Source organism: Micromonospora sp. HK10, from assembly GCF_000982955.1.
Taxonomy (GTDB): domain Bacteria; phylum Actinomycetota; class Actinomycetes; order Mycobacteriales; family Micromonosporaceae; genus Micromonospora.
The window spans coordinates 1-20,222 of sequence record NZ_KQ058878.1; the positions used below are offsets into that span (position 1 = coordinate 1).

The 20,222-nt window shown below is 74.8% G+C and carries 19 protein-coding genes; 11 read left to right on the top strand and 8 right to left on the bottom strand.

What is annotated here, in order from left to right; genetic code table 11:
* Both LQ51_RS25540 and LQ51_RS25545 read right to left on the bottom strand, forming a co-directional pair.
* On the bottom strand, positions 1-1,074 hold a 1,074-nt coding region (locus tag LQ51_RS25540; RefSeq protein ID WP_046570053.1), incomplete at its 3' end, for a carboxypeptidase regulatory-like domain-containing protein.
* Between the two features lie 123 nt (positions 1,075-1,197).
* Positions 1,198-2,466, bottom strand: a complete 1,269-nt coding sequence (locus LQ51_RS25545; RefSeq protein WP_082159643.1) for an MFS transporter — start codon at positions 2,464-2,466, stop codon at positions 1,198-1,200.
* A 162-nt stretch (positions 2,467-2,628) separates the two neighbouring features.
* On the opposite strand from LQ51_RS25545, the gene LQ51_RS25550 reads away from it, so the two are divergent.
* The 3 genes from LQ51_RS25550 to gap all read left to right on the top strand — a co-directional run bounded on the left by LQ51_RS25550 (position 2,629) and on the right by gap (position 5,848).
* Positions 2,629-3,690 carry a LacI family DNA-binding transcriptional regulator gene (locus tag LQ51_RS25550; protein WP_082159644.1) on the top strand — a complete coding sequence of 354 codons (1,062 nt, stop codon included), beginning with the start codon at positions 2,629-2,631 and terminating at the stop codon, positions 3,688-3,690.
* A gap of 154 nt (positions 3,691-3,844) precedes the next feature.
* A complete protein-coding gene (locus LQ51_RS25555) occupies positions 3,845-4,516 on the top strand; it encodes a hypothetical protein (protein WP_046569972.1) in 672 nt (223 codons plus the stop codon).
* 318 nt (positions 4,517-4,834) lie between these two features.
* Entirely contained in the window at positions 4,835-5,848 is a 1,014-nt protein-coding gene (gene gap / locus LQ51_RS25560) for a type I glyceraldehyde-3-phosphate dehydrogenase (protein ID WP_046569973.1), read from the top strand.
* Between the two features lie 139 nt (positions 5,849-5,987).
* Here the strand turns inward: gap and LQ51_RS25565 are convergent, their stop codons facing one another.
* The 3 genes from LQ51_RS25565 to LQ51_RS25575 form a co-directional block, all read right to left on the bottom strand.
* The gene (locus tag LQ51_RS25565; RefSeq protein ID WP_046569975.1) at positions 5,988-6,209 is read right to left on the bottom strand and encodes a PLDc N-terminal domain-containing protein; all 222 of its coding nucleotides are present in this window, start codon (positions 6,207-6,209) and stop codon (positions 5,988-5,990) included.
* 379 nt (positions 6,210-6,588) lie between these two features.
* Positions 6,589-7,062: a universal stress protein gene (locus LQ51_RS25570; protein ID WP_197087913.1), complete on the bottom strand. Its 474-nt coding sequence runs from the start codon at positions 7,060-7,062 to the stop codon at positions 6,589-6,591.
* Between the two features lie 233 nt (positions 7,063-7,295).
* Positions 7,296-8,453 (bottom strand): ABC transporter ATP-binding protein, encoded by a 1,158-nt coding sequence (locus LQ51_RS25575; protein ID WP_046569979.1) that lies wholly within the window; start codon positions 8,451-8,453, stop codon positions 7,296-7,298.
* A gap of 508 nt (positions 8,454-8,961) precedes the next feature.
* On the opposite strand from LQ51_RS25575, the gene fdxA reads away from it, so the two are divergent.
* Both fdxA and LQ51_RS25585 read left to right on the top strand, forming a co-directional pair.
* A complete protein-coding gene (fdxA, locus tag LQ51_RS25580; RefSeq protein ID WP_046569980.1) occupies positions 8,962-9,324 on the top strand; it encodes a ferredoxin in 363 nt (120 codons plus the stop codon).
* Positions 9,325-9,358: 34 nt separating this feature from the next.
* Positions 9,359-10,240 (top strand): DsbA family protein, encoded by an 882-nt coding sequence (locus LQ51_RS25585; RefSeq protein ID WP_046569982.1) that lies wholly within the window; start codon positions 9,359-9,361, stop codon positions 10,238-10,240.
* A gap of 593 nt (positions 10,241-10,833) precedes the next feature.
* Here LQ51_RS25585 and LQ51_RS25590 read toward each other — a convergent pair.
* Entirely contained in the window at positions 10,834-11,286 is a 453-nt protein-coding gene (locus LQ51_RS25590) for a hemerythrin domain-containing protein (protein WP_046569984.1), read from the bottom strand.
* 189 nt (positions 11,287-11,475) lie between these two features.
* Positions 11,476-12,336, bottom strand: a complete 861-nt coding sequence (locus tag LQ51_RS25595) for a DUF2249 domain-containing protein (RefSeq protein ID WP_046569986.1) — start codon at positions 12,334-12,336, stop codon at positions 11,476-11,478.
* Positions 12,337-12,394: 58 nt separating this feature from the next.
* On the opposite strand from LQ51_RS25595, the gene LQ51_RS25600 reads away from it, so the two are divergent.
* The 6 genes from LQ51_RS25600 (at position 12,395) to LQ51_RS25625 (ending at position 19,197) form a co-directional block, all read left to right on the top strand.
* Positions 12,395-13,129 carry a helix-turn-helix transcriptional regulator gene (locus tag LQ51_RS25600; RefSeq protein WP_197087919.1) on the top strand — a complete coding sequence of 245 codons (735 nt, stop codon included), beginning with the start codon at positions 12,395-12,397 and terminating at the stop codon, positions 13,127-13,129.
* Positions 13,126-14,235 (top strand): hypothetical protein, encoded by a 1,110-nt coding sequence (locus LQ51_RS25605; RefSeq protein WP_046569989.1) that lies wholly within the window; start codon positions 13,126-13,128, stop codon positions 14,233-14,235. Before LQ51_RS25600 ends, LQ51_RS25605 begins: the two co-directional genes overlap by 4 nt.
* Complete coding sequence (locus tag LQ51_RS25610) at positions 14,232-15,659, top strand: YML083C domain-containing protein (protein ID WP_231605883.1); 1,428 nt, start codon at positions 14,232-14,234, stop codon at positions 15,657-15,659. Before LQ51_RS25605 ends, LQ51_RS25610 begins: the two co-directional genes overlap by 4 nt.
* 4 nt (positions 15,660-15,663) lie before the next feature.
* A complete protein-coding gene (locus tag LQ51_RS34415; RefSeq protein WP_046569990.1) occupies positions 15,664-17,001 on the top strand; it encodes a multicopper oxidase domain-containing protein in 1,338 nt (445 codons plus the stop codon).
* Positions 17,002-17,137: 136 nt separating this feature from the next.
* Entirely contained in the window at positions 17,138-18,085 is a 948-nt protein-coding gene (locus tag LQ51_RS25620) for a GDP-mannose 4,6-dehydratase (RefSeq protein WP_046569994.1), read from the top strand.
* Complete coding sequence (locus LQ51_RS25625) at positions 18,082-19,197, top strand: DegT/DnrJ/EryC1/StrS family aminotransferase (RefSeq protein ID WP_046570001.1); 1,116 nt, start codon at positions 18,082-18,084, stop codon at positions 19,195-19,197. Before LQ51_RS25620 ends, LQ51_RS25625 begins: the two co-directional genes overlap by 4 nt.
* Positions 19,198-19,314: 117 nt before the next feature.
* Here the strand turns inward: LQ51_RS25625 and LQ51_RS25630 are convergent, their stop codons facing one another.
* Positions 19,315-20,163 (bottom strand): LLM class flavin-dependent oxidoreductase, encoded by an 849-nt coding sequence (locus LQ51_RS25630; RefSeq protein ID WP_197087914.1) that lies wholly within the window; start codon positions 20,161-20,163, stop codon positions 19,315-19,317.
* Positions 20,164-20,222: the final 59 nt, after the last annotated feature.

Sequence of the window (20,222 nt, forward strand, 5' to 3'; positions counted from 1 at the left end):
CAACCCGCCGCCCAGCGGCGGCCCGCCCGGCGGGCTCGGGAACCCGCCGCCCACCGGGCGCAGGACAGCGGTCGGGGCGTCGGCCAGCCCACCGCCGGCCGGCAACTGGGCCGTCGACGGGCCACCGGCCGCCGCCACCGCGTCCGATGCCCTTCTCCGCCGCATCACCAGCAGCGCGAGCGCGCCCAGGCCCGCGGCGATCAACAAGCCGCCCAGCAGGAGAAACGGCATCGGGCTGCGGCCCTCGTCGCTGACCGCCCGGAGCGTCGGCGGCACCGCCCCGGCGGCCCCGTCGCCCGCCGCGGCGGGCGGGCTCGTCTCCTCGGTGGGCGGCGACACCGTGGTGGGCGCTGCCACCGCGGCGAGGGTCAGCCGTACGGTCGCGACGTCACCGGCGCTGCCCCGTACCGTCGTGCGGGCGGTGCGGTAACCGTCCAGGGTGGCGCGGACCGTGATGGATCCCGCGGCGATCGTCCGGCCGGCGCTGGACGTGATCGAGAACCGGCCACTGCGGCCGCTGGTCGTGCGGTACTCGTGCCCGGCGCTGTCCCGGATGGTGAGGTCCACGCCGCCGACGGCCCGACCGCCGGCGTCGCGGACGGTGCCGGAGACCGCGCTCACCCCGGCCGCCGGCTTGTCGCCGCCGGAGGTCGACGTGCCCGGGCCGTGCACGTAGACCATCGTGTGGGCATAGCTGTTCTGCCCGGCGAGCCGCACACCGATCGAGATGTTCAGACCGGTCACCTCACCGGGGCGCGCCTCGGGGGCGACGAGCGTGGTGTCGAAGGTCAGGCTCTGGCCGGCGCCGAGTTTCGGCTCCACCCGACATCCGGAGGAGCACCGCAGGCCCCCGCCGACCACCACGATGGCCGTGTCGGCCCGGTTGCCGTTGTTGGTGACGCGGTAGCGCACCCGTACCGTCTCGTTGGGCTTCACGTGCTCCGCCGACACGCTGAGGATGCGGACGGTCTCCGGGGCGGCCGTCGCGGGCGCCGCCGGCACCACGAGCGTCCCCACGGCCAGCGCCAGCAGCGCGGCCACTCCCGTCCACCGGACACCTGGGCGTGTCGTCACGCGGGCACCACCTTCTCCACGGGCAGGCGACACCGGTCGATGCGCCGCCGGCCACTATGCCGCGTGCGGGACGGGTGGCGCGACCCGGGGTGCCAGGGCTCGCGGCGACACCGACGACCGTGCTCAGCGCGCCGCCGGCCCGGCGACCGGTCGGTTTCCCGCCTGCCGGGTGTCAGGGTCCTGCCCGGCGTCGTCCGTTGCATCGTCGGCTGCGCCGGCGTCGTCGCTGTGGTGGCGGACCACGAAGCCCAGCGCCCCCGCGGCCAGCAGCGTGGCCGCGACGAGGGTGAGCGCGCGCGGCAACCCGATCCCGTCGGCCAGCAGACCGATCGTCGGCGGCGCCAGCAGGATGCCGGCGTAGCCGAGCGTGGACGCCAGGGCGATGCCGTCCGGGCCTCCCGTCGCCCCGGCCAGCGCGAGGGCCCACGGAAAGATGTTGGCCAGCCCCAGCCCGGTGACGACCAAACCGGCGAAGACCGGCCACAGCGCCGGGGACAGCGCCATCACCAGCACGCCCATGCTCGCCCCGACAGCGCCGCCCACCACGACCGGTGCCTGCCCGAAGCGCTCGATCAGGCGTGCGCCGGCCAGCCGTCCGATGGTGAGGCTCGCGGTCACGGTGGCGTATCCGGCGGCCGCGACCGCCGAGGGTCCGTCCAGGTCGGTCTCGATGTGCAGCGGAACCCAGGTATCCAGCGCACCCTGGCCGTACGCGGCACAGAGGGCCGTCGCGGCGGCGATCACCACGACGAAGCCGCGGTGACGGCCGCGGCCGCGGTCGGCGACCGTCCGTGGTGGCTGCCGGGCCGGTGGCAACGGCGCCGACAGGAGGAGCCCGGCCGACCAGAACGTCGCGGCCAGGCCGATCGGCACGACGACCAGCATGTGGGCGAACGGGCTGAGCCACAGCGCCAGCACGGCGCCCAGACCGGCGCCGGTGAGGCTGCCGATGCTGTTCGCCGCGTGCAGGCCGGACATGATCGGCCGCCGCACGAGGGCGACGAGGTCGACCGCGACGCTATTGACGGCGACGTCGACGGCGCCGTAGCCGATTCCGAACAGAACCAGGGTGAGGCCCAGGGCGAGCACCGATCGGGTCAGGGTGGGCGGGACCGCGGCCACGCAGAGCAGCGTGGCGGCGGCCACCGTCACCCGCCGGCTGCCCCACCGCCGGCACAGCCGCCCGGTCACGGCCATGGTGAGGACCGCGGCGCCGGAGATGCCGAGCAGGGCCAACCCCAGTTCCCCGGCCGACGCGTGCACCTGTTCCTTGATCGCGGGAAGCCGGACGGTCCAGCCCGCGAACAGGAACCCACCGGCGCCGAAGAACATGGTGGTCGCGAGGCGGAGCCGGGCGATCTGGTCGGGGTCGAGGGCAGGGGTGTCGCTCATGGTGGCGGCGGCCTCTCCGGCTCGGTTTCTGTACCGGTACAGTAGACGCTACTGTACCGGTATAGCGCCGCCGCGGCACGCCCCCGGTCTCCGTCGGCGCCGCTGGTAGCGTGGGATCGCCGGTGCTCAGTCGGCGGGTGAACTGCTCCGGAAGGTGGCGTCGTGGGCCGGCGGGTGACACTGCAGACCATCGCCGACCACGTCGGCGTCAGCAGGATGACCGTCTCCAACGCCTTCTCGAAGCCCGACCAGCTCTCGCCGAGCCTGCGACGCAGGATCCTGGCCGCCGCGGACGACCTGGGTTACGTGGGCCCCGACCCGGCGGCCCGTGCCCTCGCCCGGGGCACCACCGGCGCCGTCGGCATCGTGCTCACGTCCTCGCTCCGATTCGCGTTCACCGACCTCGTCGCCACCAGCTTCTTCGGGGCCATCGCCGAACGGCTGGCCCCGACCGGGCTGGCCCTCACCCTGCTGACCTCCGCGGACTCCGGGGACGTCATCCCCGCCCGGGACGTCGCCCTCGACGGCGCGCTCATCTACTCCTGCGACCCCACCTCGGCGGCGGTCGACCACCTGACCCGCCGCCGGCTGCCGCTGGTGTACGTCGACCAGGAGCCACTGGCCACCGTCTCGACGATCAACGTGGCGGACCGCACCGGCGCCCGGGCAGCCGCCCGGCACCTGCTGGACCTCGGCCACCGGCGGATCGGCCTGCTCATGTCCGGCATGCACCCTCCGCACGGCCTGATCGACCCGGCGGACGTGACGATCGACGGATACGCCGCCCGGCAACGGCTGCTCGGCTGGTGCGACGCGCTGAGCGAGGCGGGCGTGACCCCGCTGGTGGCCCGGCAGCCCGGCGCGGACCCCGAGCAGCCGCGGGCCGCGGCCCGGCTGCTGCTCGATCGCCCGGACCGGCCCACCGCCGTCCTGTGCTTCTCCGACGCGACCGCCCACGGTGTCCTGCGGGCGGCGGTCGACCTCGGCATCGACGTGCCCCGGGACCTGTCCGTCGTCGGCTTCGACGACAACCCGCTGGCCGCCCAGCTCCGCCCCGCCCTCACCACCGTCCACCAGGACATCGAAGCCAAGGGCGAGGCCGCGGCCGCCGCCCTCATCGCGGCGATCGCCGACGCGCGCGCCGGTGTCGCGCACGTTCCGCGGCATCACGTGCTGCCGGCCGAGCTTGTGATCCGGGACAGCGCCGCCCCACCGCCCGGCTGAGCGCCGGTACGGGCACCCCGGATGTCTCAGCCGGTGCCCCGCCCGCCGTGCGTTGACGGGTCCTCCGGCTCCGGCGCCGGCCGACCTCCGGCCCTGCCGTCCCTGGGTTGCGCCGCGTGACGATCGGCTGGAACGACGACGGACGGAGGTTGTGATGAAGAGACAGGCAGCGCGGGTCGTCGGCGGCGCGGCACTGCTCGCCGCGGTCGCGGCGGCCGCCTACCCGGTGCCGGTGCGACGCTGGCTCCGCTTCTGGGGCGCCACTGGCAAGGAGATCACCGGTGAGATGCCCGGTGACGAGCTGATCGAAGGGCCGGACCTCGAAACGACCCGAGCGGTGACCATCGCCGCCCCGCCCAGCGCGGTCTGGCCGTGGCTGGTGCAGATGGGCAGCGGCCGCGGTGGTGCGTACAGCTACGACTGGATCGAGAACCTGCTCGGTCTGGACATGCACAGCGCCGACACGATCCTGCCGCAGTTCCAGGACCTGACGGTCGGCGACGGCCTGCCGGTCGGTGCCGACGGCCCGGTGCTGCGCTGCGCCGTCCTGGAGCCGGAGCGCGCCCTGGCGTTCCTCTCCGACGACCACCGCTGGCTGTGGAGCTTCCGGCTGACGCCGGGATGCGATGGCGGCACCCGGCTGGTCAGCCGCAACCGGATCGTCACGGCGAGGCCGTCGCTGCTGCGGACCGCGTTCGACCGCGCGGTGATGGAGCCCGGCAGTTGGGTCATGGAGCGCAAGATGCTGCTCGGCATCAAGGCGCGCGCCGAGAGGTTGGCCGGCCAGCAACCCACCGCCGGGGAGCCGGCCGGCGTGCCCGTCTGACAGCCGGACGGTTCTGGGGGCCGGGACCCGACGCCGGTGCCGGTCGAACGACGGGGCGATGCTCAGGGTGCCGGCGACGGACGACCGATGATCACATCGGACGGATCCGTGCTGGTCGTGCGGCAAAGGCCCAAACCGGAGCCGGGCCATAGGTCCCTGGCCCGCGTGCCCGCCGACTCTGCCCCCGGGGCGCACCCGGCAGGAGGCTGGATGGTGGAGGCCCGCCGTCGGCCGGGACCCGGCTTCGCGGCCGGCCCGTGCACAGGACGCACGACGCCCCGGTCGGCGACGACCTCTGGACCACGAGGAGGGACCACCATGACCTACCGCATCGCGATCAACGGGTTCGGGCGGATCGGCCGCAACTACCTGCGCTGCCTGCTCGACAAGGGCATGTTCGGCGCCGGTTACGAGGTGGTGGCGATCAACGACCTGTGGGACACCGGCATGCTGGCCCACCTGCTGGTGCACGACTCCACGTTCGGCCGGCTCGCGCACGAGGTCGGCGTCGGCGACGCCGCGCTGACCGTGGCTGGCGCGACCATCCCGACGTTCCGGCAGCGCAGCCCCGAGGACCTCCCGTGGGGTGACCTCGGCGTCGACCTGGTCATCGAGTCGACCGGCAAGCTGCGCGCCCGCGACGACGCCGCGCTGCACCTCAAGGCGGGCGCGAAGCGGGTGCTGATCTCCGCTCCGGGCAAGGGCGCCGACGCGACCCTGGTGCCCGGCGTCAACGCGGATCGGTACGACCCGGTCGCGCATCGGATCCTCTCCGCCGCCTCGTGCACCACCAACTGCGTGGCGCCGATGGTGAAGGTGCTGCACGAGACGTTCGGGCTGGAGCGCGGCTACCTGACCACCGTGCACGCGTACACCAACGACCAGTTGGTGCTCGACGCGCCGCACAAGGACCCGCGCCGGGCCCGCGCCGCGGCCGTGAACATCATCCCGACCAGCACCGGAGCCGCGAAGGCCGTGGGCCTGGTGCTGCCCGAGCTGGCCGGGCGGCTCGACGGCGTCGCGCTGCGCGTGCCCGTCGAGGACGGCTCGATCAGTGACCTCACGTGCGAGCTGACCCGTGCCGCCACGCGGGACGAGATCAACGCCGCGATGGCCGGGGCCGCGGCCGGGCCGATGCGGGGGATCCTGCGCTACACCGAGGCGCCGCTGGTGTCCCGCGACATCGTCGGCGATCCGTCCTCGTGCGTGTTCGACGCGAGCCTGACCCAGTCCGGCGGCACGTTCGTCAAGGTCTTCGGCTGGTACGACAACGAGTGGGGTTACCTCAACCGGCTCGTCGAGCTCACCGAGCAGTTCGCCAGGGCGGAGTGACCTGAGAACGGAGGCCTCGCTGCGGCCGGCGCCGGGACCGTCGTCCCGGCGTCCGCCGCGGCCGACCAGGAACGGACGGATCGCCGACCTGAACGACACCGGCATGAGACCGCCGCGACGGCAACCGACGCCGCACCGCTCAGTTGCCGGGCCGGCGCCGCCCCCAGCCGAGGTAGGCCGCCGGCCCGACCGGCTGCACGAACAGCAGGGGCCACCAGACCGCCTTGGGGCCGCGCACCTCCCGCTCCGGACGCCGGGCCAGGTCGATCGCGGCCACGACCGTCAGCACCACCTCGACCGGTGCGAGCACCGCCGTCGCGGTGCGTTGCCAGCGGGGCAGCTCACTCCATTTCTTGCCCATCGTTCGCTCCTTCTCGTGCGAGATGCCGGGCCGGGGGAGAGCGTCCCCGCATGCCGGCAGAAGCCAGTCGCGCACCTGCCGCAGCCGGCGGCGCGCGTACCCCTGAATGAAGAACGCCGTGTCGGCCTGCTGGTCGCGCCCTCGCCGACCACGGCGCGGATCAGGTGCTCGCGCCGGCCCTGACCGCGGGCGTCGAGCAGCAGCACGCCGAAGCCGCGCCGTGCGAGCACGGCGGCGTCTGACAGCACGGCGGCCCGGTGGGAGCCGGAGCCGTGCCGCGGGCACCCCGTGGGGGCATGGCGCGGCTGCTACCGCCACCGTCCCGACACCCGGTAACCGCGACAATGGCCGCTCACCGGGGGCGGCCGAACGTGGGCGGTCAGCTCGGCACGGCCAGCTCCGCCGGGGCGGGCGGCGCCGGCACGGGTACCGGAATGACCACGACCGGGCAGCTCGCCTTGCGGACGCATTCCTCGCTCACCGACCCGAGGACGGTGTGCCGGAACCGGCTGTGACCATGACTGCCGAGAACGAGCAGATCCGCGCCGCGAGCGGCATGGGTCAGCACGTCGGCGGCCCTGCCCTCCACGACCTCGGCCGCGACCGGCGACAACGGGGCTCGACCGGCCGTGACCGCCTGGATCTCGCGGTCGAGGATGGCGCGGGCGTGCTGCTTCTCGTCGCCGGGGTTGGTCGCGGTCGCCGGGCCGGACTCGACCCCGTCCCACCGCCAGGTGATCACCGCCTGCACGGTGCCACCGCGAGTCGTCGCTTCCCGGGTAGCCCAGTCGAGGGCGCGCCGCCCGCCGTCGGAGCCGTCCACGCCGACGACGATCAGATAGTTGTCGGTCATCTCCCTCACTCCCTCCATGTCCTTGACCCATCGCAGACCCGTCGTCGGCGATGCGGGTAGGCGCGGAGGGCCCTCCGCGTCAGGCCCTTCGACCTGTCCATCGGGTCGGGCCGTCGCCGCTCGTCGCACGGGGCGCGGACGGCCGGGCTCCAGCGGCCGTCGCCGCGGCGTTCGAGGTCGCCGTGGCCAGCGCGCGCCGGGTGCCCGGCGGCAGGCGTGACCCGCGCCGGCGGTCAGGCCGCCGCCGCGACCATCGCCTCCGCATACGGCAGGGCCAGGCCGGTGTCCGGCGCGAAGAGGTACGCGGCGTCGACGTCGACCCCCACCGTCAGGCGGCCACCGACCTGGACCGGGACATCGCCGTCCAGCCGCGCGGTCCAGTGCTCGTCCGCCGGATCGCTGTCGTCCGCCGGGTGCCACCCCCGGCCGGGCGGCTCGAAGAGCACGAGCGTGGCGTTGCCGAGAAACTCGACGGCGGCCACGGTGACGTCCAGCGCCGGTGCACCGTCCGGAGCCGGCCAGGTGAACGCGTCCGGTCGCAGGCCGAGCAGCAGCGGGCCCCCGGCGAGCGCGGCGAGGCCCGCTGCCCGCGGGTCCGGCACGGGCCAGAGTTGCCCGCCCACCTCCATGCTCGGCCGGGCGCCCGCGTGCACCGGCACCACGGCGAGGTTCATGCTCGGCGAGCCGATGAACCCGGCGACGAACGCGTTGACCGGTCGGTGGTAGAGGTCGTGTGGCGTCCCGATCTGCTGCACCCGGCCGCCTTCGAGCACCGCGATGCGGTCGCCGAGCGTCATCGCCTCGACCTGGTCGTGGGTGACGTAGATGGTGGTGGTGCGGTGCTCGGCGTGCAGGCGCCGAAGCTCGGCGCGCATCGTGACGCGCAGCAGCGCGTCCAGGTTGGACAGTGGCTCGTCCATGAGCAGGACGCGCGGATTTCGGACGATGGCGCGTCCGGCGGCCACCCGCTGCCGCTGCCCGCCGGACAGCGCCTTGGGCTTGCGGTCGAGGAGCTCCTCGATGCTCAGCAGCTGCGCCACGTCGAGGACCCGCCGCTCGCGGACGGGGGCGGGGACGTGCCGGAGCCGCATACCGAACGCGAGGTTGTCCCGCACCGACAGGTGGGGGTACAGGGCGTAGTTCTGGAACACCATCGCGACGTCGCGTTCCTTCGGGGAGAGGTGGTCGACGACCTCGTCGTCGAACGAGACCGTCCCGGAGGTGGCCTCCTCCAGGCCAGCGATGACGCGCAGCAGGGTGGACTTGCCGCAGCCGGACGGCCCCACCAGCACGAGGAACTCGCCCTCGGGCACGGTCAGATCCACGCCCTCGAGCACCCGGGTCCCACCCGGGAACACCTTCGTCACGTTGTCAAGGCGTACCCTCGCCATGGCAATCCTCCCCTTCCGCTCTCGGTTCCTGGTCTTCCCGTTGACGCCCGCGGGCGGCGGGATCGCCCGGCGGTCGGGGCGTGTCCGCCCTCAGGACGTCGTGCACGGGGGAGATCGGCGACGTCGGTACCGCACGGGCTCTCATGGCCAGGCCTGCAGCCGGGGAAGGTGACCGCGGTTGTCCAGGGGGCGTTCCCGGCCGGTGCCGGCGAGGAGACGACGGCTCATCCCATCAGCCATGCCCTCATTGCACGGCGCCGGCGGACCGGCGGGTAGATGCGGAAGGCCCGGCGGGGCGGGCCGTCGGACCCGCCCCGCCGGCAGTCACCCGTGACCTGGCGACCCTGCCGGTCGTCGCGCAGATCGACGGGCGCGTGGTCGGTGCGCCGCCTGACTGCTCGTCGCGGAACGGGTGCCGGGCAGCGAGTGGCCAAGTGCGCGGTACATCACCTCGCCCCGCACCCCGCTGTTTTATACGATGCCCATAGTAAAAACCCCAGGAGGCGCCATGACCTACGTGATCGCCGAGCCGTGCATCGACGTGCTCGACCGGGCCTGCGTGGAGGAATGCCCGGTTGACTGCATCTACGAAGGCGGCCGGGCGCTATACATCCACCCGGACGAATGCGTCGACTGCGGCGCCTGCGAACCGGTCTGCCCCGTCGAGGCGATCTTCTACGAAGACGACCTTCCCGAGCGGTGGTCCGTGTTCACCGACGACAACGCCCGGTTCTTCGCTGAGCCGCTGCCGGGAGCCGCCGCCCCACTCGGGTCTCCGGGCGGGGCCGCCAAAGTGGGCCGGCTGGCAGTGGACACTCCGCTCGTCGCCGGACATCCCCGCCCGACAACCCTGACCGGCGAGGGCACCTAGCCACCGCCACGACCCGGTCTCCCGGGAGGCACCGATGCGTCTGATCGTCTACGGCGACTTCAACTGTCCCTACTCCTACCTGGCCAGCCAACGCGTCGACGCGCTGCTGCGACAGCGCCGTGCGGAGGTCGCCTGGCGGGCGGTCGAGCACAACCCCGGGCTGTCGATGACCGGTACCCCGGTCGCCGCCGACCCGGACGGGTGGAGACGCGAGTTGGTCGAGAGCCAGCTGCTCGCCCTGCCCGGCGAGCACCCGCCCGAGGCGGCCCCCACCCTGGTCAGCAACACGCTGGCCGCCGTCTCCGCATACGCCGAGGCGGTCACCGACGGTGTCGAGCACGACCTGCGCCGTCTCCTGTTCGACGCCATCTGGGTGCGTGGCCAGCACCTCAGTAACGCCTACGACGTGCGCGCCCTCGTCGCCAGCCTCACCTATCCGCCCTACCCCATCAGGCCGTACCTCAGCTCGCCGGAGCTGCCGCCACCCGGGTTCGGCAACCCCGCGCCGCTGCACACCACCCGGATCCTCGGCGCGACGACGGCCCCCAACGGAATACCACTGACCACGACCGGCTGGCGCCGCTCGCGGCGATGGCGCACCGACTGGCTGGACGCCGCCGGGCCCGTCGTACCCGTGGTGGTGGATCCCGAGGGCACCGCGCTGCCGGGCACCCGAGGGCTGGCACACCTGGCCGAACTACTCGTGGACCCGCGAGCACCCCGCGGGACGCGGCCGAGCGGCCCGAGCAGCGCCCACGCCCAGAAGTTGACCAGGAAGCCGAGCGTGGCGACGGCGAGTTGGAGTGAAGCCGCGGTGCTCCGGACGGGCTGCGTCGCCAACCGCCCGTCCGCCTGCTGTCCCTTCGGCCGGTCCTCGACGGCCGTTCGCGGTGCGGCTGCGAACTTGATGACGTGAACGACTCAGTCCGGCGGACCCGGCCGGGGAGCCCCGGTTCCCCGTCCCGGGACCGCGAATGCCGGCAGCACCGCGAGGCGAGCCTGACCGTGAATCGTCTGGGTCATCAAGTTGGTAGCGCGCGACAACCTGGCCGTGCCCCCGAACCCATGGGGGCACTCGGGATCATCTTTCTGCCGCTGGTGCTCGGCCAGTGCCTCGCGCGCGATCCGATGCCACGTCGACGACGCCGCGCAGCTGCGGGTGGTGGCGGCGCAGCTGGGCTTCGAGCCGGTGCCGTAGGGTGTAGCGGGCGGCCGGGCACCGTGGGCGCCGACAGCCGCCGCGCGGATGTCGTCGAGCATGGGTGTCATTGCCCCGGGAGAGGGGGCCGGCGCGGGAAGCGACCGGCCCGCAGGACAGGACCGGCGTGCCGGCGTCCCGGGACCGGTCGCTGTCGCGGGCCGGGAGGGGGAGGCCGGGTCAGGCCGGGCGACACCGTTCGTCGAAGACCCGCCGCACGTGGGCGCCGGCCATCGGCACCGCGAAGCGGCGACCCGCCAACCGGCGCGGGCCGACGGCCGAGGCGGCCGGGCAGGCGCGGGGACGGCAGCTCACCGGGCGCTCCCGGTGGCCGGGGTGGCGGTCGGGGTGATCCGGTCCCAGGCCGGGATCGGCAGGGCGATCACCGCGGCGGGAAAGAGGCCGTGCTCCTCGTTGTCGATGTGCCGGTGCAACCGGTCGAGGGCGGCGAGCACCGCCGGCCAGTCCGGTGCGGCGCGGTCGACCGCGCCGAGGACGCCGTGGATGTCGCGGTGTTCGGCGCAGAGCCGGGCCACCGCCTCGGCGAGGCTGCCCTCGGCGCGCAACTCGGCGAAGAGGCCGTCCTCCTCGACGGTGGTGTGCGGCGTGAGCAGGGCCAGCAGGTCGTCGAGCACCCGCAGGGCGGCCGGGTCACCGCGCAGGATGGCGGACCGCAACCGGCCCGCCGCGTCGGAGATCGACTCGTGCTCGGTCGAGAGCCGGCCGATCAGGGGAAAGTCCCGGCATCCGCAGTAGTTGCACACCGAATATCGCCTCCCCCTCCGGGTGGCCGTACGCCGTCCCGGTCCCAACCCAGGCTGCTCGCCGGTAATCGCGGCGGACAGGGCCGAACGGCCCGGCGCGCCGGGACGGCGGGTCCTGACCTGGCCGTCCCAGCGGCGGCGGGCCGCTCAGGCAGCGGCCCCGACCCGGCCGTCCCGGCGGCGGGCCGCTCAGGCGGTGGCTGGCTGGCGGGACAGCCGGATCTGCCAGGTCTCCGGTCCGTCCTGAAGCCACTCGGTGGCCATGTCACCCCGGTAGCGCGACTCGATCTCGGCCAGCAACGGCCGGGGCGCGTGCGGCGCGACCAGGACCAGCGCCCCGCCGTCCGGCAGCGCGTCCAGCGCCGCCAGCACGGTGGCGTGCCGCCGGTCGTGCGGCAGCGTCCGGACGTCGAGCCGGGGGTCGATGGTCAAGGTCGGGGCCGGGGCGTCCGCCGCACCCCGGTCCCCGCCGCACCCGCAGGCTCCGCCGCAGCCGCCCGCCGAGCCCGCCGAGCCCGCCGAACCCGCGGAGTCCGCCGAGCCCGCCGAACCCGCGGAGTCCGCCGCGTCCGCCACGCCGAGCAGGTCGTGCACGCCGTCCAGCAGCGCCGCCAACGACACGTCCGCCGCGTCCACCAGCAGCGGTACCACCAGTTCGTTCTCCTTGACCAGGTGGACGGCGAGGACGCCGGCGAGGGCCTGCGCGGTGGCGGCCGCCCGGACCGGCTCCTCGGCCGCTTCGAGCGCGACCACGAGGCCGGTGATGGCCCGGTGTTCGGCCTGCATGCCGCGGATCAGCAGGGTCGCCTCCGGCCGGGCCGCGGCCACCGGGTAGAGGGCCGTCTCCTCGGCGTGCGCGTGCGGCAGCAGCTCGTCGCGGAGCCAGCCGGTCAGGTCGTCGCGGACCTGGTCGGCCCGGCCGGCGTCGCCCTGGGCCGCCGCCGTCAGCAGATCCTGGACGTACCGGTCGAGCGCCGCGGCGAGCTGGCCGTGGTGGCCGACCACCGCCCGGGCGGCGGCGCGGTCGGCGGTGGAGCGGGTGTGGGACATGGCGACTCCCGTAGTTTTGACGTCAGACGACGTTGTAACGTTATATACCGTGGAAACCCTGAGAACAGGGCCGGTCGGGGAGACGATCGACCCGCACCGGCACCGCGCACTGGGCACCGAGAGCCGGGTCTCGATCCTGGGCATCGTCCGGGCGGCCGAGGGCGGCGTGACCATCGCCGAGGTGGGGGAGCGGACCGGGCTGCACCCGTCCACCGCCCGCGCCCACCTCGACCGGCTGGTCGGCGCCGGTCTGCTGGTCAAGGCCCGGGCCAGCGGGGGGCAACCCGGCCGGCCGGCGTGGCGCTACCGGCTCGCCGCCGGAAACGAGGCCCCCGCGCCGGCGCCGTACCGGGCGCTGGCCGCCGCCCTGCTGGACCACCTGTCCCGGCGCACCGGAGGGGACGTCCGCGCCGAGGCCACCCGGGCCGGCCAGGACTGGGGCCGGCACCTGGCCGCCGCCACCCCGCCCGGCGCGGACCCGCTCGACACGCTCTTCGAGGTGCTGCGCAGCCTGGGTTTCAGCCCTCGGCTGCACCACAGCGGCGACGGTCGGACCGAGATCCACCTGCACACCTGTCCCTTCCTGGAGCTGGTCAAGCGCAACCCCGATGCGATCTGCAACCTGCACGTCGGCGTGGTCCGGGGTGCCCTGGAGCACGCCGGGGCACCGCCGGCCGGCGCCGTGGTCGAGCCGTTCGGCGCACCCGACGCCTGTGTGGTGCGCCTGGCCCTGCCGGAGCCCGCGCCGGCCCGGGGCCGCCGCCGGCCCGGCGTCGCACCGACCCCCCGATGAGCGCCCGGACTGGGCCGCGGCTCCCGCTCCTCGCGGCCGGCGGCCTCGCCCTGCTCAGCGGCCTGTACGCCGCGCTGCTGCTGCTCGGCCTGCCGCTGCCCACCCCGCGGGCGTCGCTGGAGCAGGTGCACGGCCCGCTGATGGTGCTCGGCTTCGTCGGCACGCTGATCGCCCTGGAACGGGCGGTGGCGCTGGGCACCCGGTGGGCCCTGTCCGCCCCGGCGTGCTCGGGTGCCGGTGGGGTGGCCCTGCTGCTCAGCGGCCCGAGCCTGGCCGCCCGGCTGCTGCTGATGCTCGCCGCCGTACTGCTCCTGCTGGTCTACCGGCGGCTCTGGCACCGGCAGCCCGGCCCGTCCCTGCTGGCGCAGGGGCTCGGCGCGTTCGCCTGGTACGCCGCCACCCTGCTCTGGCTGGCCGGCGCCGCCGTGCCGGAGATCGTGCCGTGGCTGGCCACCTTCGTGGTCGCCACCATCGCCGGCGAGCGCCTGGAACTGGCCCACCTCGCGCTGCCGCCGCACGGGGTCCGCTGGTTCCTGGTCGCGCTCGGCGCGCTCACCGCCGGGGTCACCGCCACCGTGCTGTGGCCGGACGCCGGGGCGCACCTGTTCGGGGTGGGCCTGCTCGCCGTGGTCGGCTGGCTGGTGGCGTACGACGTCGCCCGCCGCACCGTGCGCGGGCGCGGCCTGCCCCGCTTCGTCGCGGTCGGCCTGCTCACCGGGTACGCCTGGCTGGCGGTCGCCGGCCTGCTCTGGGCCGGTGCCGGCCCGGTCACCGCCGGTCCCCGCTATGACGCCACCCTGCACGCCGCCTTCCTCGGCTTCACCATGTCGATGATCTTCGTGCACGCCCCGGTCATCCTGCCCGGGGTGCTCCGCCGTCCGCTGCCCTACCGGCCCTGGCTCTACGCGCCGCTCGCCCTGCTGCACGGCAGCCTGCTGGTGCGGCTCGTGCTCGGCGACGGGCTGGCCGTCGAGCCGGTCTGGCGCTGGGCGGGCGTCGTCAACGTCCTCGCCGTCCTCACCTTCCTGGGCTGCGCGACGGCCGGCGTCCTGACCGGCGTCCGACGGCGGCCCACCGCTGCGCCCGTACCGGCGGTGCACCCATGAGCCGTCCCCGGCCCGCCGCCGCGCGGGTCGACCCCGCGCCGACGGCTGATCGCACCCCGGCCTCCGGTCGCACCCCACTGGCCGGCCCCGCACTGACGTCCGGTCCCGCCTCGACGGCCGGTCCCGCCTCGACGGCCGGCCCCGCGCCGGCCGCCGGCGTCGGCCCGGCCCCGTCCACCGCCGCCGTCCCGTCGCCCCCGCCCGCCGGGCCGACCGGGAGCACCGGGCCGGCGGCGAGCACCGGCCGGGCCGGCTGGCACCGGCGGGTCGGCCTGCTGCCCGTCACCTACCTGGGCGGGCTCGTCGTCCTGGGCTTCGTCCATCCGTTCCTGCCGTCCTGGCGCTGGCTGGCCATCCACCTGCTGCTGCTCGGCGCGGTCACCAACGCCATCCTGGTCTGGTCCGCGCACTTCACCGCCGCGGTGCTGCGCGCCCCGGTGCCGCGACGGCGCCGGTCGGAGGCGGTCCGCCTCGCCGGGCTGAACCTCGGGGTGTGCGCCGTCCTCGTCGGCGGGACGGCCGGCCGGCCCTGGATCGCGGTCGGTGGCGCGGCCCTCGTCTTCGCCGCGGTGGCAGCCCACCTCGCGTGGCTCGCGCGGCGGCTGCGCCGGGCCCTGCCGGCCCGGTTCCGGGTGACCGTCCGCTACTACCTGGCCGCCGGCCTGGCGCTGCTCGCGGGGGTCCCGGTGGGCGCCGGCATGCTCGTGGTCGACGACGCCCACCGGCCCCGGCTGCTGCTGTTCCACGCGCACGTCAACCTGCTCGGCTGGGTCACCCTGACCGTGCTGGGCACGCTGCTCACCCTCTGGCCGACCATGCTGCGTACCCGGATGGTCGACGGGGCGGCCCGGCTCGCCGCCGTCGCCCTTCCGCCGGCCTCGGTCGGCCTGGTCCTGCTCGGCCTGGGGCTGCTCGCCTGGTGGCGAGCTGTCGCCGCGGTCGGCCTGGGCCTGTTCGTGCTCGGCGTCCTGGTCGCGTTGCGGCCCGCGCTGGCCGTGGCGCGGGCGCGCCCGCCGTACGCCTTCGCCACCTGGTCGCTCGCGGCCGCGGCCGGCTGGCTCCTGGTCGCCCTGGGCGTCGACGCGGTCACCCTGCTGGCCGCCGCGGGGCCCGTCACCGCCGCCGACCGCTTCGGGCAGGTGCTGGTCCCGCTGCTGGTGGGCTTCGTCGGGCAGGTGCTGGTCGGCGCGCTGACGTACCTGCTGCCGGTGGTCCTCGGCGGGGGACCGGCCTCCGTCCGGGCCCGGGCCGCGCTGCTGGACCGGCACGGGCCGCAGCGGGTGGCCATGGCCAACGCCGCGCTGGCGGTCTTCGCGCTGCCCAGCCCGCCGTACGTCCGCATCACCACGTCCCTGCTGATCCTCGCCGCGCTGGTGCAGTTCCTGGCACCGGCCGCCCGGGTCCTGCTCACCGCCCGGAGATGACCCCGTGACCACCGCACCCACCCCGGCCCGCCCGCTCGGCGGCGTGGCCACCGGCCTCGCCCTCGTCCTGGTCGCCGTGCTGGTCGGCGTGGCCGCGCAGCGGATGACGGCCGGTCCGTCCGCGGCCGGCGCCGCCACGGCGGTCACCCCCACCGGGCACACCACCACCGTCGAGGTGGTGGCCGAGGGCATGCGCTACCACCCGGCCCGGATCGAGGTGCCCCCGGGCGACCGCCTGGTGGTCGAGTTCCGCAACCGGGACCACCGCCGGCACGACCTGATCCTGGAGAACGGTGCCCGCACCGCCCTGCTGGGCCAGGGCGGGTCGGCCCGCCTCGACGCGGGCATCATCGGTGGCCCGACCGAGGGCTGGTGCTCGCTGCCGGGACACCGGCAGGCGGGCATGGCCCTGCGGATCGTCCCGACCGGGTCGGCGGCGGCGCACGCCCCGACCGGGTCGGCGGCGCCGCAGCCGAGCATCGACGTGATGGCCGACCCCGGGCCGGCCTTCACCGCCCGCGACGCCGTCGCGCCGGCCACCCCACCGGGCCGGTTGCACCGCCGGGAACTGCACGTACGGGAGGTGGTGCGCGAGGTCGCCGCGGGCGTACGCCAGCGGCTCTGGACCTTCGACGGCACCGTGCCGGGACCCGTGCTGCGCGGCCGGGTCGGCGACACGTTCGAGATCACCCTGGTCAACGACGGCACGCTGGACCACGGCATCGACTTCCACGCCGGCGCGGTCGCCCCGGACGAGGTGATGCGCCCGATCGACGCCGGGCAGCGGCTGACCTACCGGTTCACCGCCACCCGGGCCGGCATCTGGATGTACCACTGCTCGACCATGCCGATGCTGCACCACATCGGCAACGGCATGTACGGCACCGTGATCATCGACCCGCCCGACCTGCCCCGGGTGGACCGGGAGTACGTGCTCGTCCAGTCCGAGCTCTACCTCGGGCCGGACGGCGAGCCCGGCGACCTGGCCAAGATGCAGGCCGAGCGCCCCGACGCGGTGGTCTTCAACGGCTACGCCGCCCAGTACGACCACCGGCCGTTGACCGCCCGCCCCGGGGAGCGGGTCCGGGTCTGGCTGCTCGACGCCGGACCCAACCGGGACACCTCGTTCCACGTCGTCGGCGCCCAGTTCGACACCGTCTACCGGGAGGGGCACTGGGAGAACCGGGCAACCGACCCGGGCGGCGCGCAGGTGCTCCAGCTCGGTCCGGCGGCCGGGGGGTTCGTCGAGCTGACGTTCCCCGCTGCCGGGCACTACCCCTTCGTCAACCACGCGATGGTCGACGCCGAGCGCGGTGCCCGCGGCGTGTTCGACGTCCGGTAGGCGACGCCGCCCGGCCGGTACGGGTACCGGGCGTCGAGCGGCACCGTCCATCCGGCACGGTGACAGACTCGTCCCGGTCCCTATAGATCGCTATGCTCGATCGCACGGTCAGCACGAGCAGCGGGGATGGGCGTCGATGAAGGTGCTCGTGACGGGAGCTGCGGGGTTCATCGGCACGTACCTCTGCCGGCTCCTCGATCAGCTCGGGGCCGACGTCACACCGATCGACCTGGTCGACTGCGATGTCCGGGACACCGAGGGGCTCCGCTCGATCATCGCCCGGGTGCGCCCGGAAACGGTCTACCACCTGGCGGCGATCGCCAGCGTGACCGAGTCGTGGGCGCGACCGTCCGAGACCTGGTCCACCAACGTGCTCGGCACGGCCGCCCTGCTCGAGGCGACGCGGATGGCCGCGCCGACCGCGCGGGTGCTGGTGATGAGCACGGCCAGTGTCTACGACGGCGCGGCGCTCGACGGCCCGGTCGACGAGGCTCGACCGGTGCAGGCGATCTCACCGTACGGCACGAGCAAGGCGATGGCGGAGACCCTCGCCCGGCACTATTCCGCTGCCTACGGGATGCGCGTGCTGATCGCCCGCCCGACGAACGTCATCGGACCGGGCCAGCATCCGTCCTACGTGGTGCCCGCGCTGTCCCGGCGGATCCTCGGTGCGCGGGCCGCCGGGCTGTCCAGCATCACCAGCGGCAACTGGGATGCGAAGCGTGATTTCGTCGACGTGCGAGACGCGGTGGTCGCCCTCACCCGGATCGCCCAGCTGGGTGCCCCCGGAGGTACGTACAACATCTGTACCGGCGTCGGCACCACCATCGCCGAGCTGGCCCGCCAGCTGTGCGCGCTGGCGGACACGGAGTTGACCGTCCTTCCGGACCCGGCGCTGCAACGCCGGCTCGACGCCCGGTCACTGGTCGGCGATCCGACCCGCATCAACCGTGAGATCGGCTGGCAGGCGCGCCGGCCGCTGACCCGCACGCTCTCCGACGTGCTGGCGGCCCTGACGGCGGCGACCGGCGACGGAAGTCCATCCGGCGGCGCGAAAGCGCTCCAGCTGGACGTGCGGAAGTGACCACCCTGGTACCGCTGTCCCGGCCGAGCCTCGGGCCGCGTGAGCAGGCGTACGTCCAGGATGCGCTGGCCTCCGGCTGGGTGTCCGGCACCGGGCCGTACGTGGAGCGGTTCGAGGCGGCCCTCGCCGAGCGGCTGTGCCGGTCGCACGTCGTCGCGGTCTCCAGCGGTACGACGGCCCTCGAGTTGACGCTCGCGGCCCTGGGTGTCGGGCCTGGGGACGAGGTGATCGTGCCCGCGCTCACCTTCGCCGCCCCGGCGGCGGCCGTGCTGACGGTGGGCGCGACACCGGTGCTGTGTGACGTCTCGCCAGCGGACTGGACACTCGACCCGGTGGCAGCGGGCGAGCTGATCACGACGCACACCCGAGCGGTGATCGCCGTCGACGTGCTGGGACATCCGTGCGACTATCCGGCGCTGGCCCGGCTCGGCCTGCCGGTGATCGAGGACGCGGCGCAGGCGCACGGGGCTGCGGTCGGTGACGCCCCGGCGGGCAGCTTCGGGCTCGCGTCGGTGTTCAGCTTCCACGTGAACAAGGCCGTCACCTCCGGCGAGGGGGGCTGCGTCGCCACCGACGACGCCGAGCTTGCCGCCCGGGTACGCCTGCTGGCCCATCACGGGATGACCCCGCAGCGGCCGTACGTCCACGAGGTCGCCGGCCGCAACGGGCGCATGACGAACCTGACCGCAGCGCTCGGGCTGGCCCAGGTGGAACGGTGGGAGGAACTGGTGGCGGCCCGCCGTCGGGTCGGCGAGCGATACACCGCCCACGCCGACGGGCTCGGGTTCGGCCGCCGGCCGGTGCGGCCGGGGGTACGGGCGTCGTGCTGGCTGCACACTGTGGCGACCGATCCGGGCACCCGGGAGCGGTTGGTGCGGTTGGGTCGGGCCAGCGGTGTCGATGTCCGGGGCATCTGGCCGGCCCTGCCGGAGCTGGCGTTGTACCGCGACCGGGCACCCCGGCCGTGGCCGGTCGCGGCAGCGGTCTCGCGGTCGTGCGCCTGGTTGCCCACCTCCGCGGACCTGACCGATGAGGAGATCGACCGGGTCGTGCACGCGGTGCTGCGGCCGGCCGCGTCCGGCGACCCGGCCCCCGGCCCCGCCGTCAGGTAGGGGGACGGCGGGTGCTCCGCGCCCCACGTCCCCGGTCCCGCCGTCAGGTAGGGGGACGGCGGGTGCTCCGCGCCCCACGTCCCCGGTCCCGCCGTCAGGTGGAGGGACGGCGGGTGCTCAGCGCCCGAGCGCGTCGAGGACCTGGCTCACCTGGCCGAGGTGGTCGTCGCCGACCGGGCGGAGGACGACCGTGTCCGCGCCGGCCTCCCACAGCGCCGCGATCCGCTGTGCCGCTGACTTCGGTGTCCCCGAGGCGACCATCGCGGGGGTGGGCGTGGCCCGGTGCAGGTCGGCGAACTTGCTCACGATCGGCGCGGCCACGGCAGCCACATGATCCGGGTCGGGATGGACGAGCAGGTGGAGGTAGACGACGATCTCGTGTGGTCGACCCGCCCCGCCGGCCCGGACGTGCGCCAGGTCGCGGCCGAGGATCTCCGGCGTGGTGCCCTCGGCGAGGATGGTGCCGTCGGCGATCCGCCCGGACAGGGCGAGGGAACGCGGCCCGACCACTCCGGCGTACAGCGGAGGCGGCACCGGTGGCACGTGTTCGAGGCAGGCGTCGGTCAGCGCGATGGTGTCGGTGGTGAGCGTGACGTGTTCGCCGGCGAGCAGTCCCCGTACGGCGGTGAACGTGGCGTCGAGCTGCTCGAGCCGGCTCCGGGCCGGGCGGGTGATGCGGCGTAGGCGAGCCGCCGTGCCGTGTCCGAGCCCGGCCACCAGGCGACCGGGGTACATCTCGGCGAGCGCGGCGAGCTCCATGGCGTGCACGACCGGATTGCGGAGCGGAACGGGACAGATGCCCATGCCGATCCGCAACCGGGAGCTGACGGCCAGTGCCGTCGCGGTGAGTGCGACCGAGCCGGCCCAGCCGATGTCCTCGACCAGCCACAGATCGTCGACCCGCATCGCGTCGAGGGTGCGTACGAAGTCGGGAAGTGCCGTCGGCCGGTGGGCACGGTCGAACATGACACCGAGTGCCCGCGGCGGCCTGCCACTGGGCGGCATGTGTCCTCCTCGCGTACCGG

Excerpts from the sequence above, each read along its gene's own strand:
- LQ51_RS25545 (WP_082159643.1), bottom strand. The coding sequence starts at position 2,466 with ATGAGCGACACCCCTGCCCTCGACCCCGACCAGATCGCCCGGCTCCGC.
- LQ51_RS25555 (WP_046569972.1), top strand. The coding sequence starts at position 3,845 with ATGAAGAGACAGGCAGCGCGGGTCGTCGGCGGCGCGGCACTGCTCGCC.
- gap (WP_046569973.1), top strand. The coding sequence starts at position 4,835 with ATGACCTACCGCATCGCGATCAACGGGTTCGGGCGGATCGGCCGCAAC.
- LQ51_RS25565 (WP_046569975.1), bottom strand. The coding sequence starts at position 6,209 with ATGGGCAAGAAATGGAGTGAGCTGCCCCGCTGGCAACGCACCGCGACG.
- LQ51_RS25570 (WP_197087913.1), bottom strand. The coding sequence starts at position 7,062 with ATGACCGACAACTATCTGATCGTCGTCGGCGTGGACGGCTCCGACGGC.
- LQ51_RS25575 (WP_046569979.1), bottom strand. The coding sequence starts at position 8,453 with ATGGCGAGGGTACGCCTTGACAACGTGACGAAGGTGTTCCCGGGTGGG.
- fdxA (WP_046569980.1), top strand. The coding sequence starts at position 8,962 with ATGACCTACGTGATCGCCGAGCCGTGCATCGACGTGCTCGACCGGGCC.
- LQ51_RS25585 (WP_046569982.1), top strand. The coding sequence starts at position 9,359 with ATGCGTCTGATCGTCTACGGCGACTTCAACTGTCCCTACTCCTACCTG.
- LQ51_RS25595 (WP_046569986.1), bottom strand. The coding sequence starts at position 12,336 with ATGTCCCACACCCGCTCCACCGCCGACCGCGCCGCCGCCCGGGCGGTG.
- LQ51_RS25605 (WP_046569989.1), top strand. The coding sequence starts at position 13,126 with ATGAGCGCCCGGACTGGGCCGCGGCTCCCGCTCCTCGCGGCCGGCGGC.
- LQ51_RS25610 (WP_231605883.1), top strand. The coding sequence starts at position 14,232 with ATGAGCCGTCCCCGGCCCGCCGCCGCGCGGGTCGACCCCGCGCCGACG.
- LQ51_RS25620 (WP_046569994.1), top strand. The coding sequence starts at position 17,138 with ATGAAGGTGCTCGTGACGGGAGCTGCGGGGTTCATCGGCACGTACCTC.
- LQ51_RS25630 (WP_197087914.1), bottom strand. The coding sequence starts at position 20,163 with ATGTTCGACCGTGCCCACCGGCCGACGGCACTTCCCGACTTCGTACGC.